The organism is Psychrobacter sp. 219-2-C, assembly GCF_049560815.1.
Classification (GTDB): Bacteria; Pseudomonadota; Gammaproteobacteria; order Pseudomonadales; family Moraxellaceae; genus Psychrobacter; species Psychrobacter faecalis.
Genome location: NZ_CP186933.1, coordinates 92862 through 109588 on the forward strand (window position 1 = coordinate 92862; position 16727 = coordinate 109588).

At 44.1% G+C, this 16727-nt stretch carries 14 protein-coding genes; 12 read left to right on the forward strand and 2 right to left on the reverse strand.

Features of this window, described 5'->3' with window-relative positions; genetic code table 11:
• The first annotated feature begins 36 nt into the window (after positions 1-36).
• From ACPEGP_RS00405 to ACPEGP_RS00420, 4 genes are all read left to right on the forward strand, one after another.
• Positions 37-1239, forward strand: coding sequence for a DegT/DnrJ/EryC1/StrS family aminotransferase (locus ACPEGP_RS00405; RefSeq protein ID WP_423813600.1), 1203 nt, complete (start codon positions 37-39; stop codon positions 1237-1239).
• Between the two features lie 111 nt (positions 1240-1350).
• Complete coding sequence (locus tag ACPEGP_RS00410) at positions 1351-2793, forward strand: capsule assembly Wzi family protein (protein WP_423813601.1); 1443 nt, start codon at positions 1351-1353, stop codon at positions 2791-2793.
• Positions 2794-3067: 274 nt separating this feature from the next.
• Positions 3068-3973 (forward strand): bifunctional methylenetetrahydrofolate dehydrogenase/methenyltetrahydrofolate cyclohydrolase FolD, encoded by a 906-nt coding sequence (gene folD, locus ACPEGP_RS00415; RefSeq protein ID WP_423813602.1) that lies wholly within the window; start codon positions 3068-3070, stop codon positions 3971-3973.
• 107 nt (positions 3974-4080) lie between these two features.
• Entirely contained in the window at positions 4081-4563 is a 483-nt protein-coding gene (locus ACPEGP_RS00420; RefSeq protein ID WP_423814222.1) for a phosphate-starvation-inducible protein PsiE, read from the forward strand.
• A 128-nt stretch (positions 4564-4691) separates the two neighbouring features.
• On the opposite strand, the gene corA is transcribed toward ACPEGP_RS00420, so the two are convergent.
• Complete coding sequence (gene corA / locus ACPEGP_RS00425; protein WP_423813603.1) at positions 4692-5915, reverse strand: magnesium/cobalt transporter CorA; 1224 nt, start codon at positions 5913-5915, stop codon at positions 4692-4694.
• Positions 5916-6039: 124 nt separating this feature from the next.
• Complete coding sequence (locus tag ACPEGP_RS00430; protein WP_068407701.1) at positions 6040-6429, reverse strand: DUF2237 family protein; 390 nt, start codon at positions 6427-6429, stop codon at positions 6040-6042.
• A gap of 499 nt (positions 6430-6928) precedes the next feature.
• Between ACPEGP_RS00430 and ACPEGP_RS00435 the strand changes: the two genes are divergently transcribed.
• The 8 genes from ACPEGP_RS00435 to hisS all read left to right on the forward strand — a co-directional run bounded on the left by ACPEGP_RS00435 (position 6929) and on the right by hisS (position 16670).
• Positions 6929-8245 (forward strand): ATP phosphoribosyltransferase regulatory subunit, encoded by a 1317-nt coding sequence (locus tag ACPEGP_RS00435; RefSeq protein ID WP_423813604.1) that lies wholly within the window; start codon positions 6929-6931, stop codon positions 8243-8245.
• A 182-nt stretch (positions 8246-8427) separates the two neighbouring features.
• Entirely contained in the window at positions 8428-9717 is a 1290-nt protein-coding gene (locus ACPEGP_RS00440; RefSeq protein WP_144297272.1) for an adenylosuccinate synthase, read from the forward strand.
• Between the two features lie 298 nt (positions 9718-10015).
• On the forward strand, positions 10016-10447 hold the full coding sequence (gene ndk / locus ACPEGP_RS00445) for a nucleoside-diphosphate kinase (protein WP_102076375.1): 432 nt from the start codon (positions 10016-10018) through the stop codon (positions 10445-10447).
• Between the two features lie 354 nt (positions 10448-10801).
• Positions 10802-12043, forward strand: a complete 1242-nt coding sequence (gene rlmN, locus ACPEGP_RS00450) for a 23S rRNA (adenine(2503)-C(2))-methyltransferase RlmN (RefSeq protein ID WP_423813605.1) — start codon at positions 10802-10804, stop codon at positions 12041-12043.
• Positions 12044-12296: 253 nt separating this feature from the next.
• Positions 12297-13232: a type IV pilus biogenesis/stability protein PilW gene (pilW, locus tag ACPEGP_RS00455; protein WP_313206027.1), complete on the forward strand. Its 936-nt coding sequence runs from the start codon at positions 12297-12299 to the stop codon at positions 13230-13232.
• On the forward strand, positions 13229-14044 hold the full coding sequence (locus ACPEGP_RS00460) for a helix-turn-helix domain-containing protein (RefSeq protein WP_423813606.1): 816 nt from the start codon (positions 13229-13231) through the stop codon (positions 14042-14044). The genes pilW and ACPEGP_RS00460 overlap by 4 nt, the downstream gene beginning before the upstream one ends.
• Positions 14045-14169: 125 nt before the next feature.
• A complete protein-coding gene (ispG, locus tag ACPEGP_RS00465) occupies positions 14170-15285 on the forward strand; it encodes a flavodoxin-dependent (E)-4-hydroxy-3-methylbut-2-enyl-diphosphate synthase (protein WP_068407683.1) in 1116 nt (371 codons plus the stop codon).
• 98 nt (positions 15286-15383) lie between these two features.
• Positions 15384-16670: a histidine--tRNA ligase gene (gene hisS / locus ACPEGP_RS00470; RefSeq protein WP_423813607.1), complete on the forward strand. Its 1287-nt coding sequence runs from the start codon at positions 15384-15386 to the stop codon at positions 16668-16670.
• Positions 16671-16727 lie beyond the last annotated feature (57 nt).

The window sequence follows — 16727 nt, forward strand, 5'->3', positions numbered from 1 at the left end:
CATCATCAATTATAAATAAGCACCATCGAGGCAACTATGTTAAACACTCCATTTTCACCTTGGCCAAGCTTTACTCAAGAAGAGGCTAATGCGGTCAGTCAAGTATTATTATCCAACAAGGTAAATTACTGGACAGGGCAAGAGTGTCGTCAGTTTGAGAATGAATTCGCTAAGTGGGCTGATAGCAAATACGCAATTGCAATGGGTAATGGTACGTTGGCATTAGACGTAGCCTTGCAAGCGCTAGATATCGGCGCAGGCGATGAAGTAATCGTCACGCCGCGTACCTTTATTGCTAGTATCTCATCGGTGGTTAATGCGGGAGCGACGCCTGTATTTGCTGATGTCGATGAGGCAACTGGTAATATCACGCCTGAGTCAATTGCTGCGGTACTGACAGCTAAGACCAAAGCTATCGTCTGCGTGCATTTGGCAGGTTGGCCTTGTGATATGGATGGCATTATGGCGTTGGCAGATAAGCATAATCTATATGTCATCGAAGACTGTGCGCAGGCGCACGGTGCGCGCTACAAAGGTCGTAGCGTTGGTAGTATCGGCCATATCGGTGCGTGGAGCTTTTGCCAAGATAAAGTAATGACCACAGGCGGTGAAGGCGGTATGGTTACCACCAATGATGAGCAATTATGGCGCAAAATGTGGGCTTATAAAGACCATGGTAAAAGCTATGCAGCGGTCTATGAGACCGAGCATCCACCAGGCTATCGCTGGCTACATGAGAGCTTTGGTACCAATTGGCGCATGACTGAAATGCAAGCTGTGCTCGGTCGCATTCAATTAACGAGAATGTCTGATTGGACAGCCAAACGTACGGCTAATGCTCAAGCTATCTTAGATACCTGTGCTCAATGGGAAGCAAAAGGTTATCTTTCTGTACCTAGGTTAGAAGAATCAGCGCAGTTTGCAGATTCGACCCACGCCTATTATAAGCTCTACGTCTATGTGCAGTCAGATAACCTACCTAAAGAGTGGTCACGAGATCGGATCATTGAAGAGATCAATGACTTAGGGGTTCCTTGTTTTTCAGGATCCGCTTCTGAAGTTTATCTGGAAAAAGCGTTTGATAATACAGGCTTACGTCCTGAGACGAGACTACCAGTCGCCAAGCAGCTCGGCGAAACCAGCTTGATGTTTCTCGTGCATCCAACGTTGACGGAAGACGAGATTAAGCAAACCGTACAAGCAATTGATAGTGTATTCACTAAAATTCATGGTCAATAATTTATTGGGTTAAATTGAATTTAGTGACGTTATTTTAATTACGATAATCCATATTACTGTTTAAACGATAGCATCTATAATAAACCCCTTTTAACCGAAGAGTATGTGATCATGTACAAGAAGCTAAGTATTTTATTGGGTTTTGGTGTCTTATCATCAGTGTCGATGCTAGCATCTGCACAAAACCTATATATGAACGATCTCAAGCTTAAGGCAGATCTTGACTGGCTAAATACTCAAGGGGTCGCGCAGATTAGCACCAGCACGTGGCCACTGACGTCCAATGAGATCAAGCGCGCTTTAAATACGGCTAATGCTCAGACACCTGCGCAGCAGCAAATCCTGCAGTCGGTACAAACGCGCCTAGCTCAAAACCGCAATTCTGTGGTAAAAGGGACGGCCGCCCTGCATATACAAACCGATAGAGATCAGCTACCACAAAAATTTGCTGATGATAAGCTGGCGGGTCAACAAGCAAGCGTTGGGGTGTCACTTAGCGAAGCAGAGTGGGAATTTAATCTACAAGCCAATCTAAAAAATGACAAACTCATTGAAGATGGCTCAGACGTTAGCTTTGAAGGCTCATATCTTGCTGGTACCGCAGCTAATCAATGGTTGATTGCAGGTAAAATTCCTACATGGTGGGGACCTGGTCATGATGGTAGCCTGATTCGAGGCGATGCAAGCTTGCCGGTCGCAGGTTTTACCATGCAGCGTGACCAACAATCTGCACCGACATCACCATATTTATCGTGGGTCGGACCTTGGCAGTATCAGCTATTTGCTGGTCAGTTTGAAGATTATGAAGCAATTCCTGATGCTAAGCTGTTTGGCGCAAGGCTGACGGCTAGTCCTTGGGAATGGTTAGAAGTCGGGGCTTCTCGTACCTTTATGTGGGGCGGTGAGGGTCGTCCAGAGAGTCTTGGCTCCTTTACTGATGCTCTTTTAGGAACTAAAGATAATGGTGGTAACGAAAGAGGCGATCCGGCTAATCAGTTAGGTGGATTTGATGCGCGCTTAAGTTTAGCGCCATTAGTCAATGTGCCTGCTGGCGTTTATGCTCAATATGTGGGCGAAGATGAAGCAGGCGGCTTGCCAGCGAAAAATATGTATTTAGCAGGTGTTGATTATGCGTCTGCTGCTTACGGCAAACCTTATCAGCTTTATGCTGAGTATACAGATACCCGTACTAGCGGTGAAGTTAGAGGGGTTTCTTATGATCATGGTACTTATAAAGATGGCTATTATCAGCAAGGCTTCCCATTAGGCTATGCGTTAGGCGGCGATGCGGAAAGTATCGCGCTTGGGGGGCGTTTATGGGTCGATAACCGTAATTTCATTAATGCAAAATTACAGCATGCTAAGGTGAATCAAGCGGATGAAGCTATCAATCAAGCATTTCCAACGACTGATAAGCTGACAGCTGTCGACGTCGCTTGGGAGCATCAGTATAATCCAAAGACACTTATATCTAGTAGGCTTTGGGCGGTCGACTCTGATATCCAGTCCACTGATGTTGGTGTGGGCGTAGGTATTGAGCTGCAAACTTATTAAATGACTGTTTAATCAGTTTAAGGAAGTTTTCGAACATAAAAAGTCGGTCTATTATAATTAATAGGCCGATTTTTTATAGTGAGTTTACGGATTTTAAAGTAAGGACTGTTAATAGGTCGCTAGGATTTTTTAGCTCAGACAGGTACAATATCAGTCTCAATTAACGGTCAAAAAGAATTGACCGAGCATAAGACAGGCATGCAAAGATACTGCAGGCGCTGTCTTTACTTTTTATCGTACCCTATTTTTTATCGAACCCTTTATTGGAGTTACTATGTCAATTGCGTCTATTACGTCAACTGCCCAAGGATCTGCTACCGTTTTGGACGGTAAAGCACTTGCTAAACAAATAGAACAGCAACTAAGTACGCGTGTAGACGCTATTAAAGCGAAAACAGGCCGTACTCCAAGTTTAGCGACGATATTGGTCGGTGACGATCCTGCTTCTGCGACTTATGTACGTATGAAGGGTAATGCTTGTAAGCGTGTCGGTATGGATTCTATACGCGTTGAAATGCCAAGTGCGACAACGACTGCAGAGCTGATCGCAAAAATAGACGAGCTTAATAGCAATCCAGACGTGCATGGTATTTTGCTGCAGCACCCAGTACCGGCGCATATCGATGAGCGTGCTTGCTTTGAGCAGATTGACTTGGCAAAGGACGTCGATGGTGTGACTTGTTTGGGCTTTGGCCGTATGGCGATGAGGCAGTCCGCTTACGGCTCATGTACGCCGCAAGGTATCATGCATTTATTAGAGCATCATAACATTGAGCTTGCAGGCAAAGAAGCAGTAGTTGTAGGGCGCAGTGCCATCTTGGGTAAACCAATGGCGATGATGCTATTAAATGCCAACTGCACGGTAACGATTTGCCATTCAAGAACGCAAGATTTAGAGTCACATATCAAGCGTGCTGATATCGTTGTTGGCGCAGTGGGTGTGCCTGAGCTGATTAAAGCGGATTGGATTAAAGAAGGCGCAGTGGTGATCGATGCAGGTTTCCATCCAACGGATAATGGCGGCGTCGGTGATATCGAGTTGCAAGGCGTAGAAAATATCGCTAGTGCTTATACACCAGTTCCCGGCGGTGTTGGACCGATGACCATTAATACCCTTATTCGCCAAACCGTTGATGCAGCTGAAAAGTCTGTTGGTCTAGACAACAGTGCAGTCAGCTAATGAAGCCGCTGTCAGAGCAAGAACCAGAACAGCAATCTGAACAGCTATCGACAGAGAAAAATAATAACGCCTACCAAAGCAATGATATCGATGTAGCAAAGTCCAATATGGGTATCCATGAGCGCATGCAGCATATCGGCCGTGAGTTTGTCGATATCTGCCACTATGTTATTTTATTTTTAATCAGTGTGGTGGTCGTTTGGACGGCTGGCAAAGAGTTCCTTTCTATTGTGCAAAAAGGCGCAGCAGATTTAAAAGATATTTTATTGCTGTTTATTTATCTTGAGCTGCTCGCTATGATTGGGATTTATTTTAAAACCCATCGTTTGCCGGTGCAGTTTTTGATATTTATTGCGATTACCGCTCTATCACGCCATTTGGTGGTCGATGTACAAGCGGTATCCGATAACTTTCATCTGTGGCTATTGGCAACGATTTCCTTTGCCATTATGGTACTGAGTGCGTCGATTGTAATATTAACGTGGACGGCGAAGATGTTTGGGCGACCAGAAGATTATTTGGATGATCATCAAATAAGTAGTACCGAGCATCATCTACCAAGCGTTGATAGTAAGCCTTATCGTAAATAAGGTTTTTTCAAAAAACATCATTGTTGAATGGCTTTCAATAAATTGCTGCGAATAAATGGTTTTTAATAAAAAAAGGGTTGCCAATTAAACGGCAGCCCTTTTTTTTGTCTGAAATTCTCTTAAATTGCTTACAACCAACCCAAGCGTTTAAAGTTAAAGTATAAAAAGCTACATAGCGAGATAATAACTGCCATGATAACCAGATAAGAATACTGCCAATGCAGCTCTGGCATAAAATCAAAGTTCATGCCATAGATACCAGCAATTGCTGTCGGTACGGCCAAAATACCAGCCCAAGCAGCAAGTTTACGGACCACCTCATTCTGTCCCATATTTACCATGGCGAGGTAAGTATTCATGACCACGCTAAGCATTTCATTTAAGCCATTAATCGCATCTAAAGAATGCAATAAATGGTCATTGACGTCACGAAAATAAGGTTTAGCAGCATGAGAAAACGGCGAGATTAAGTCGCTTTTATTGTGATTAATAAAGAAACTACAGATATCTTGTACCGGTAAAATCACCGCACGCATATGCACCAGCTGGGATTTTAATTCATACAGATTTCTAAGCGTTTCTTTATTAAACTCATAAGTAAAGATGTTGCGTTCTTGCTCACGCAGATAACTGCCCAAGCGATCGGTAATCGGCATATAGTTATCGACGATAAAATCGAGAATGGCATGCAGGACAAAAATAGGCCCCATGCGCAGCTTTTCTGGGCGGCGATGGCAGTGTTCGCGCACTGGCATATAAGAATTCGACGGCCCATTACGAATGGTAATCAGATAGTTTTTGCCCATAAATATCGCCGTGGTGCCATAGCGAATGACGTTGTCTTCCAGTTTGGCAGTTCGTAGCACCACAAATATCATGTCATTGTCATAGTTTTCTACCTTGGCGCGCTGATGGTCGGCAAAGGCATCTTCAATGGCTAGTTCGTGCAGCTCAAAGGCATCTCTCACTTTTACCATGGTTTCTAAACTTGGGTCATAAAGACCAAGCCAGATAAATTGCCCGCTATTACTTAAAGCGCGACTGACATCATTTAGGCCGATTTTATTGACTTTTTCGCCCGTTTTACGCGAGTAGGCGTAGCAATTGACCACTTCATCATCGCTCGATAAGTCGATATCTTCATAGCGCTCAGAGTCGGGGTCATAGACGGTCATCGTCTCAATCGTATCCTCAACCGTCGCATCGGCATCGCCATAAATATAGCTGTCATAGCTGGCATAATTGTCTAGATAAGAGCGCTCATCGCCTATTCTGGGGTCGATAAGGCTGACATTAGAGTCAGGTGCGATACGCGTTGTCGGTTTGACAATCAGGTCATCATCTTGGTTCATACCTTCTCCTTCAGTCGGTGGTTAATGTTAAATAAATGTTAAATAAATGTTAAATAAACGTGAAAATGACATGGGCTAAAACATCTTTTGCCCATTGCTTTCATGTTCATCGCAGCTCTGCAAACTACAATGCATAGCGTTTTAGCGTGTCGATATCCACCAAACTTAATAAGCTTTCGTGACAGGCTTCGAGCTTTATCTGCGGGGCAATATCGAAGTCTAATGCTTCAACCCAGCGTAGCGCGCAGATACACCAATAATCACCAGGTTGCAGGCCAGAAAAACCATACTCAGGCAGCGGCGTAATCAAGTCATTACCACGACTGGCAGAAAAGTTTAAAAATTCACTGGTCATCTTCGCGCAGACGGTATGCTGACCGACGTCATGGTTACCGGTATGACAAAAGCCATTGCGGTAATAGCCAGTAATAGGGTCAAAACAACAGCTGGCAAGGGCAGTGCCAAGGACGTTGGTTTGGTTGATGGCAGGGTTTGGGTGGTAATCAGATGACATAAGACTTTCCGAGATAAAAATATGCTTTAGTGTAACATGAGTCTAGCGGTAAGACGTTATCAAGCAACAGATGGTAAACGCTTTACAAGGTTTAAGTACGGTTTATGAGACAGGCTGTTTCTTTGTTAAAGAATAAGTTTAGGAGACAATGAGTTCATTACATCATGCGTTTGAAAAATAATTAGATGGCAATTGGGTTCAATTGTCACTAGGCGAAGCTTGACTGCTATGCTAAACTAAAGCATAAAGTGCCTTGATTATTTATCATAGTTTTCTATCGCATAAATTTTAGCGCATAAAGATACTCGTCTTATCATCCTAACTTATACTTATTACTCACCCTTTTGCGGTCACCTAGTTTGCTTATAGATAATTGGGTCGGTGATGTTGCGCGTCAAAAATACAAAACGCCTTATATCACTGCCATTATGAATACGACCTTTTAGTACCGCATCAGTACCGCGTTTTTGGTAAGCGCTACGCCAAACAAGGATTCATTGTGTCTGTCAGTTCTGATTTTGCAAAACCTGCCCAGTCAAATACGACAAAACCAGCGGCGACCCAGCCTGCTGATAACCGTGCTGCCGCTAATGGTCTGCCATATCTCAACAACTTTGCCAGCGACGTTGCCAATAATAGCTGGCTGCTGCCTGACGGGGTCGTCGATGTGCTGTTTGAAGATGCCCATAAGCAAGAGGTCTTGAGACATCAATTGATCCAGCAGCTGATCAGTCATGGCTATGAGTTGGTCAATCCGCCCATGATTGAGTTTACCGAATCGTTATTGAGTGAAGCTTCAGAAGATTTAAAACGCCAAACCTTTAAGATTATCGATCAGCTGACCGGTCGTTTGATGGGCGTACGCGCGGATATTACCCCGCAGATTTTGCGTATTGATGCCCATCATGGCGGTCAAGGGATTGCACGTTATTGCTACGCAGGCGACGTCATTCATACCTTGCCTTCAGGGCTCTTTGGCTCACGTACACCGCTACAGCTTGGTGCAGAGATATTTGGTTGCGGCGATCTTGCAGCTGATATCGAGCTGATAGATGTGCTGTTTAGTATGGTCAACAGCTTAGATATGAGCGCAGCATTGCATATTGATTTGGGTCATGTGGCGATATTTAAGCGTTTGGCAGCATTGGCTGAGTTGTCGGATAATGACACCGAGCAATTGATGCATCTGTATGCCAATAAAAATTTACCAGAGCTAAAACGTGTCTGCCAGCTATTGACAATGGGTAATGATTTTTACGCATTGGCGCGCTTTGGTCATGATATGGCAAAACTGTTAGACACCCTGTCAAATACTGCTAAGCAAGATACACACATCGTGACGGCTGTCGATGAGTTGCAACGTCTAAAAACTCATTTAGAAACGCAGTGGCAGACGCCAGTCAGTATCGATGTGACCGAACTGTCGGGCTATCATTATCATACCGGTATTATCTTTAACGGCTATATCAATAGTGAAACCCAGCCGCTGGTACGTGGTGGGCGTTTTGATGGTATGCAAAGTGTTGGTCAATTAAGCGCAAAGCAGCCACGTCAAGCGACAGGCTTTAGTATGGATGTCAGCCGTTTGTTGGCGCATACGCAGCTTGAGTCACCAATTATTGTACTGGTTGATTATGAGGCTTTACAGCACGCTAATGCTGATAAAGCGCAAATGCAGAATCTATTACAACAAGTCACAAGCTTACGTCAGCAAGGTTACCGCGTCACTATGCCATTAACGGCTGATGACCGTCCAGCAGCGCTGACGCACCGTTTAAACTTTGTAGATAATGAGTGGCGTCTAGAAGCGGTTTAAATTTAAAAAAACTGTTACGCTCACAACCAGTTTGTATAAGGCTTATTTATCGAAGCTTATTTATTAAATTTTAAAAAACAGACAGTGAATAACATATCATTTCTTAGTACTAATTAAGTTTTGCTAGGTTGTTTTAAAATTATTGCTGCACACACCTCAATATATAAAGGTAAGGATTAATCATGGGTAAGAATGTCGTAGTTTTGGGTAGTCAATGGGGCGATGAAGGTAAAGGTAAAATCGTTGATTTACTGACCGAAAAAGCCTCAGCTGTTGCACGTTTCCAAGGCGGTCATAATGCCGGTCACACCTTAGTTGTCGATGGCAAAACCACCATCCTACATCTGATTCCTTCAGGTATCTTGCGTGAAGGCGTAACCTGCTTCATCGGTAACGGCGTGGTGCTTGCACCTGACGCTCTATTAAAAGAGATGAAAGCCCTAGAAGAGAAAAATGTGCCAGTCCGTGAGCGCCTACGTATTTCACCAAACTGTCCATTGATTATGCCTTATCACGTCGCGCTTGACCAAGCACGTGAAGCTAAGCGCGGCACTGGCAAAATCGGTACCACAGGTCGCGGTATCGGTCCAGCTTATGAAGATAAAGTTGCGCGCCGTGCAATTAAACTTGCTGACTTGTTCCGAGATGACTTAGAAGAAAAACTACGCAATCTAATCGAATATCATAATTTCCAACTGACTCAGTACTATAAAGTGGACGCTATTGATTTTGATGAGACCTTTAAGCTTTGCCAAGAGTGGCGCGAAGAAATTAAAGGCATGGTTACCGATGTGACCGAAGACCTAAACCAATTACGTCTTGCTGGCAAAAACTTAATGTTTGAAGGTGCGCAAGGTACCTTACTTGATATCGACCATGGTACTTATCCGTTTGTCACCAGCTCAAGCGTCACCGCGGGCGGCGTATCAACTGGTACGGGTATCGGTCCATTGTATTTAGATTATGTATTGGGTATCACTAAAGCCTATACTACGCGTGTTGGCAGCGGTCCATTCCCAACCGAATTGTTTGATGATGTTGGTGCGCATCTGGCCAAAGTCGGTCATGAGTTTGGTGCAACCACCGGCCGCGCGCGTCGCTGTGGTTGGTTTGATGCTGAATCATTACGCCGTGCCGTGGTACTAAACTCTATGTCAGGTATCTGCTTGACTAAGCTTGACGTATTAGACGGCCTAGAAGAGCTATTAATCGGTGTCGGTTACAACTTACCTGAGACTGAGTGTGCAGGCGCGCATGATGCTGAATTCTATGAGTCAGTTACGCCTAAATACGAAACCTTACAAGGCTGGAGCGAGTCAACGGTTGGTATCACAAGCTATGATGACCTACCAGAAAACGCCAAGATTTACATCAAACGTATTGAAGAGTTGATTGGTTGCCCAGTTGATATCATCTCAACCGGTCCTGACCGTGAAGAAACGATTGTATTGCGCGATCCGTATGATGCTTAAATATTAGCTGGCTTTGATTGAATAATAAAACCCTAATGCTGAGTATTGGGGTTTTTTAGTAGAAATAAATTATAAATATTTGCTAAATGAGCGTTGAATTCTGGCTTTATGCAAGTGACTTTCCTAAATTAACCCTATCATTTATATCGTCAACCATTATAATAGGCAGCAATCCTGTGTTGGCACTCAGGTTGCCGCATTGGCAAATAAAAATGGCTTAATTTAGCCGATACCAACACAGTGGCCAAAGACATAACAATTTATTTCTTATCCAACCCACTCTTAATAGGAGCTTTTCATGGCTAACGAACGTACTTTATCTATCATCAAACCTGACGCAGTAGCTGGTAACCACATCGGCGCTATCTACGACCGTTTTGAAAAAGCGGGTCTAAAAATTGTTGCCGCTAAAATGCTACAACTTGATGATGAAAAAGCAGGCGGTTTCTACGCTGAGCACGCTGAGCGTCCATTTTACAACGACCTAAAATCTTTCATGATGTCAGGTCCAGTATTGGTATCAGTGCTAGAAGGCGAAAACGCAATCGCTAAGCACCGTGAAATCATGGGCGCAACTAACCCAAAAGACGCTGCTGAAGGCACTATCCGTGCTGACTTCGCTAGCAGCATCGATGAAAACGCCGTTCATGGTTCAGATTCAGCGGAATCAGCAGCCCGTGAAATCAGCTATTTCTTCAATGAAGATGAAGTTTGTGCACGTACGCGTTAATAGCAGCAGTTATTGATAATCGCTTTGATGCTGGTTATCGATAATTAGTGTAGCAAGACGGCTTATATCTTTTGGTATAAGCCGTTTTAGCTATAATAGTTTGATTCTATATTGAAATTCTTAAAGATCTGCCTCATTATTAGTTTTACGAGCATTATCAATCCCTTATCAGCATATTGTCATGATGTTTTTATAAAATTTATGTGTTTATAGATATTTTGATAAAAGAAGCGGATAAAAATGCGCTCATAACGGATTGCTTATGCCCTCATACATCAGATGTATGATTAACTGGCAACGCCCATCTCAATAATTGCAGCGCTTATTTTAATGGCTGCAAAAAGGTTACCTATTATGTCCACTCTCAAAACTCCTATCCAACATATCCCAGCACAGACTGCTAAAAAGCCTGCCAATAGCATCAAGCTTGTCGATGAAGCACAAGCAAAAACCAACTTATTGGGCATGACGCAAGCACAACTGGCCGATTATTTCAAAAGTATTGGCGAAAAGCCGTTTCGTGCGACGCAAGTGATTAAATGGATTTATCAGCATGGGGTGACCGATTTTGAGCAAATGACCAATTTGAGCAAATCCTTGCGCGATAAATTATCTGCCAATGCTTGTGTCACGCCGCCAAAAGTGATTCATCGTCAATATAGCGATGATGGCACGCGTAAATGGGTCTTTGAAGTCACGGGTGGCTCATTGGTTGAGACAGTATTAATTCCAGCTGATGATAGCAAACTAAACGGCCGTAAAACCTTATGTATCTCCTCGCAAGTTGGCTGTGCGCTAGACTGTAGTTTTTGTAGTACTGGTAAGCAGGGTTTCGAACGTGATTTAACCCCTGCTGAAATTATCGGCCAATTATGGGTGGCGAACGCCTCTTATATGAGCGATGACAATGACAGTTTGGAAAACGTTGACCATAGTTTATGGGAAAATAACGTCACCAACGTCGTGATGATGGGCATGGGTGAGCCATTGTTAAATTATAAACCCGTGGTTGGCTCAATGGAGCTGATGCTGAGCGATCATGCTTACGGTTTATCAAAACGCCGTGTGACGCTATCGACTTCAGGCGTGGTGCCAAAAATGTACCAATTGGCGCAAGATATTGACGTGGCATTGGCGATATCCTTGCATGCACCAAACGATGAGTTGCGTAATGAGCTGGTGCCGATTAATAAAAAATATCCGTTAGATGAGCTGATTGCCGCGGCAAAAAACTACGTTTATGATGTTAATCCGCGTCATAAAAAGCATGTCACGATTGAATATGTCATGCTTGATGGCGTCAATGATAGCAATGAGCACGCCCATCAACTGGTGGCATTATTAAAAGATTTGCCAAGTAAGATTAACCTGATTCCGTTTAACCCGTTCCCGCATGCGCCGTATGATAAATCGAGCAATAACCGCATTCATGCCTTTAGCGATATTTTAAGTCAAGCGGGTTTTGTGTGTACCATTCGCCAAACGCGCGGTGATGATATTGATGCCGCTTGTGGTCAATTGGTTGGACAAGTGGCGGATAGAACGCGTCGTTCAGCAGCGTGGCAGCAAAGTATTAAAGATCGAGAAACTGTTTAATGCCTTTTTTATTGTCTAAAGTTAGGAGGTTAGGATTAAATATTTGCTGATTGACAAGTGAGTAGGTAAGGCAATGAATTGAATTGCTTAACTGTCGTTTTTATCTCACAACGGTAATAAAATGTAGTTACGGGCATCAATAACAAAGAGCAGTACAATTAATATCAACTAAATTGTACTTATGGGTGCTAAATCCATTAAACTGATGCCTCGATGATCGAACGCATTGACCCACAGTTTTATGATGGCGGCTATGATGACTTTAAAAACTCTTTGTCAGTTCAAATATCAAACCTTACTTTCTCAACCAGCGCAGCAATCAGCTGTCAGTATTGCCCAAACGCGCGGCGCAAAAGTTATTTTGTTAACCAGTGCGCTAAGTGCTTTGTTATTAAGTGGTTGTCAAAGTACGACGACCACAGACTTGATTGGTAATGCACCTTATCAAACGTCGACGCGACCGAGCGACAATCGCAATTTGGATCAGCAAGAAATTGCTCGCGTTCGCACGTCACTTGCTGCACAATATATCCGCAAAAATGAGCTCGATACCGCCCAGCGCCAACTTGAAAAAGCCTTTGCTGCCGATAGCCGTTATGCGCCTGCCTATGATATGATGGGCATTTTGTTGCAGCAAGAGGGCAGTCGCCTAAATCTTGCGAAAGCCGATCAATACTTTAAAAAAGCCATTATGCTAGATAAAGATTTTGATCAAGCGCACAATAATTATGGCGTTTATCTGTCGCAAATGAAGCGCTATAAAGAGGCGGCGGAGCAGTTTGAGATTGCAGGGGCGGCGCTTGGTTACGAAGGCCGAATTGGGGCGTTAGAGAATTTAGGGCGTACCTATCTTCAGCTCAATGATCATCCAGCCGCTGCCAAAGCATTTTTACGCGCTTTAGATGGCAACCGTAATAGTGTGATTGCGCATATTGAACTGGTTGATTTGCTACTTGAGCAGCAACGTGTACAGCAGGCTCAAAGGCTCTATGATGAAACCTTGCTACTGGTACAAGGACAGGGTATTAGCCCGCGTCTGCTATTACAGGGTATCAAACTTGCCGCGGCACAAAATAACATAGCAACGCGCCAGCAATTGGCTCAGCAGCTTTTATCTGCTTACCCACTAAGCGATGAAGCAAAACAACTTAAGATTTGGCTTAATAATCCAGAGGCACCATGGAAATGACCACCCCATCATCAAACACACAATCTAACGCTCAGGGATCATTTGGTGCCATGTTGCAGCAAGCCCGCAAAACCAAACAAGTCAGTTTAGAAGAGGCTGCTGCCGAATTATTTATTTTAAAACGTCATTTACAAGCGCTCGAAAATGAGAATTTTGCGGATTTACCACAAGCGGCGTTTGCACGCGGTTTTGCGATTAATTATGCTAAGTTTTTGGGTTTAGATCCCACAAAAGTAGCGAGCAGCTTTGATGCTGCTTATCCTAATGAGCTAAAAGCGCGCGCCCCTCAGAATATTGAGTCGCCACTACGCCCGATGGGTACGTTGCAGCGCGATACTCACAATCGCATTCGTTTTAATCCCTTATTAATCATCGCCGTGATTGGCGTTATTATTTTAGCGATTTTCTTATTTCGCATGGTGTCTAACGCCAGTAAAGACAATAATGAGCAGCCAGTAACGACCAGCGAAGATATCTCAGCACTAGAGCAAGCGCAAGGCGCAGCGATTGATGTTGATAGTAATGGCGTTGGTGCGTCTGGCTCGGCGCTGAATTTGGGCGGTGAAAGTACAGCTGCCGCTACGCTCGACGTGAAGCTGACCGATGCCGCTGTTGTGGTGATTACCGATGCCTCGGGTAGCAATTTAATGAATGGCTCGCAAACTGCTGGCGATTATAAGTTATCAGGTACACCACCTTTTAACGTACAGATTGATAATGTCAAAAATGTCAGCTTAATGCTTAATGAAGAAGCGGTGGCGTTAGACAGTTATGCTACAGGTACGCAGGCCAGTTTTGAGCTTGCACCTTAATATTTAACAGCTATTAAACTTAACAAAACGATTGTTCTTAACAAGCTGTTAGCGTTAAAAGTAATGTTGGTTTCCAAGTTTCAGTTTTAATTCGTTCCAATTTGTTCCAATGAAAGGGTTTGTCTATGTCAACGTCAGCGCCTATTAACCGTCGTCTTACCAAAAAAATATATGTTGGTGATGTCGCAATCGGCGGCGATGCACCGATTAGTGTGCAAAGCATGACCAATACCGATACTTGTGATGTAGAAGCGACTGTTGCCCAAATCGAGCGCTGCGTTGAAGCGGGTGCGGATTTGATGCGCGTGTCGACACCGACAATGGACACCGTCAACGCCTTTGCCGAGATTCGTAAGCGGGTTAGTGTACCCCTTATCGCAGACGTACATTTTGATCATAAAATCGCCCTAGCGGTTGCAGCAGCGGGCGCCGATTGTCTGCGGATTAACCCGGGTAATATCGGTAGCGACGCCAAAGTCCGCGAAGTGGTCGCTTGCGCCAAAGATTATAATATTCCGATTCGTATTGGCGTTAATGCAGGCTCATTAGAAAAAGACATTCAGCGTAAATATACCGAGCCAACTGGCGAGGCGATGCTTGAATCAGCGATGCGCCATATTGATATTTTGGAGCGTTTGAACTTTGATCAATATAAAGTATCGGTAAAGGCCAGTAATGTATTTTTGACTTTAGATGCCTATCGTCTGATTTCTGCGCAGATTGATAATCCTTTGCATTTAGGCGTCACTGAAGCGGGCGTGTATCGTACTGGCGCGGTGAAATCTGCCATTGCCTTAGGCGGGCTGTTATTAGACGGTATCGGCGATACCATTCGTATCTCCTTGGCAGCAGAGCCAGAGGAAGAAATTAAAATCGGCTTTGATATTTTAAAGTCGCTTAATATCCGCTCAAATGGTGTTAATTTTATCGCTTGCCCAAGCTGCTCACGCCAAGAGTTCGATGTGATTAAAGTAATGACCGCATTAGAGTCACGCTTAGAAGATATCCGTGAGCCGATGAATTTGTCGGTGATTGGTTGTAAGGTAAATGGTCCGGGCGAAGCAAAAGAAGCGGACATTGGTATTGTTGGCGCCGCGCCAAAATCACTGGTCTACCGTATGGGCGAAAAAAGCCATTTGATTGATACCAATAATTTGGTTGATGAAATCGAAGGCATGGTACGTGCGCATGCCGAAGATTTGGCGAAAAAACGTGAGAATGAAATCATTCGCGTAAAATAAGTCGTCACCCTGATGTATTTTCTGATTAAAATAAAGCGCGATTATTAATAAAAAGTATTAGAGATAGCTTGTTAAAAATTTAAGGATGCGACCGTACTATGATTAAAGCAATCAAAGGGTTTAATGATATTTTGCCTGAGCAGTCTACAAAATGGCTGCACTTAGAGTCGATGTTGGCAGATGTATTGGGCAGATACGGTTATGAGCATATTCGTCTGCCTATCGTTGAGCAAACCGACTTGTTTGCGCGTGCTATCGGCGGCGCAACCGATATCGTCGAAAAAGAGATGTATAGCTTTACCGATAAGTCTGAGCCGCCAACGCCATTGGCATTGCGCCCAGAAGGCACGGCAGGGGCAGTACGCGCGGTGATTGAGCACAATTTATTGCGCGGTGATACGCCGAAACTTTGGTATATTGGCCCGATGTTTCGCTATGAGCGTCCACAAAAAGGTCGCTACCGTCAGTTTCATCAATTGGGTGTCGAAAGTTTTGGTAGTGCGCTACCGGATGCTGATGCCGAGCTGATCGCTATGACGCATTTGATGTGGCAAGAATTGGGTCTAAAAGATGAGATGCGCTTAGAGCTTAACAGTTTGGGCGAGCTTGATGAGCGTCATGCTTATCGCGAAGCATTGGTTGCATATCTAACTGATAAGCAAGAGCAGTTAGATGAAGACAGCAAACGCCGCCTGACGACCAATCCATTACGTATTTTAGACAGTAAAGAGGCGAGTACCCAAGCGCTATTGGCAGAGGCGCCAAAGCTTGCCGAGTTTTTGGGTGCCGAAAGTAAAGCGCATTTTGAACAAGTACAAGCGTATTTAACCGCACTTGGGATTGAGTTTGAGATTAATCCGCATTTAGTACGTGGACTTGATTATTATAATAAAACCGTATTTGAGTGGGTTACTGATAAGCTTGGTAGCCAAGCGACCGTTTGTGCCGGTGGCCGTTACGATGGTTTGGTTGGTCAGTTAAAATCTATCGGCACCTCTGATGATAAAGCAGTAAAATCTGAGCCAGCCGTTGGTTTTGCGATGGGACTTGAGCGCTTATTACTGCTTATCGACGCTGTATCACCGATAGCAGAGTTGCCCGCTTGCGATATTTTTGTGGTTGCCCATCCAGAAGTTTATAGTGCGGGTATCAGTTATGCGCAAGCGCTGCGTTATAGCCGTCCTGACCTACGCGTAAAAATGGCGAGCGCAACCAGCTTAAAAGCGCAAATGAAAAAGGCTGATAAATCGGGCGCGGCGTTGACAGTGATTATCGCTCAGCAGGAACTCGATGATAATACCATTAGTATCAAAGACATGCAGACGGGTGAGCAAAAAACAGTCGCGCAAGACTGGTTGTCAACTAAAGACAACTTCGTTCGTTAATAAGCGATTGTGGTTTTAGCATTAAAAATTTCATATCAATTTTATCAGGTAAAAATA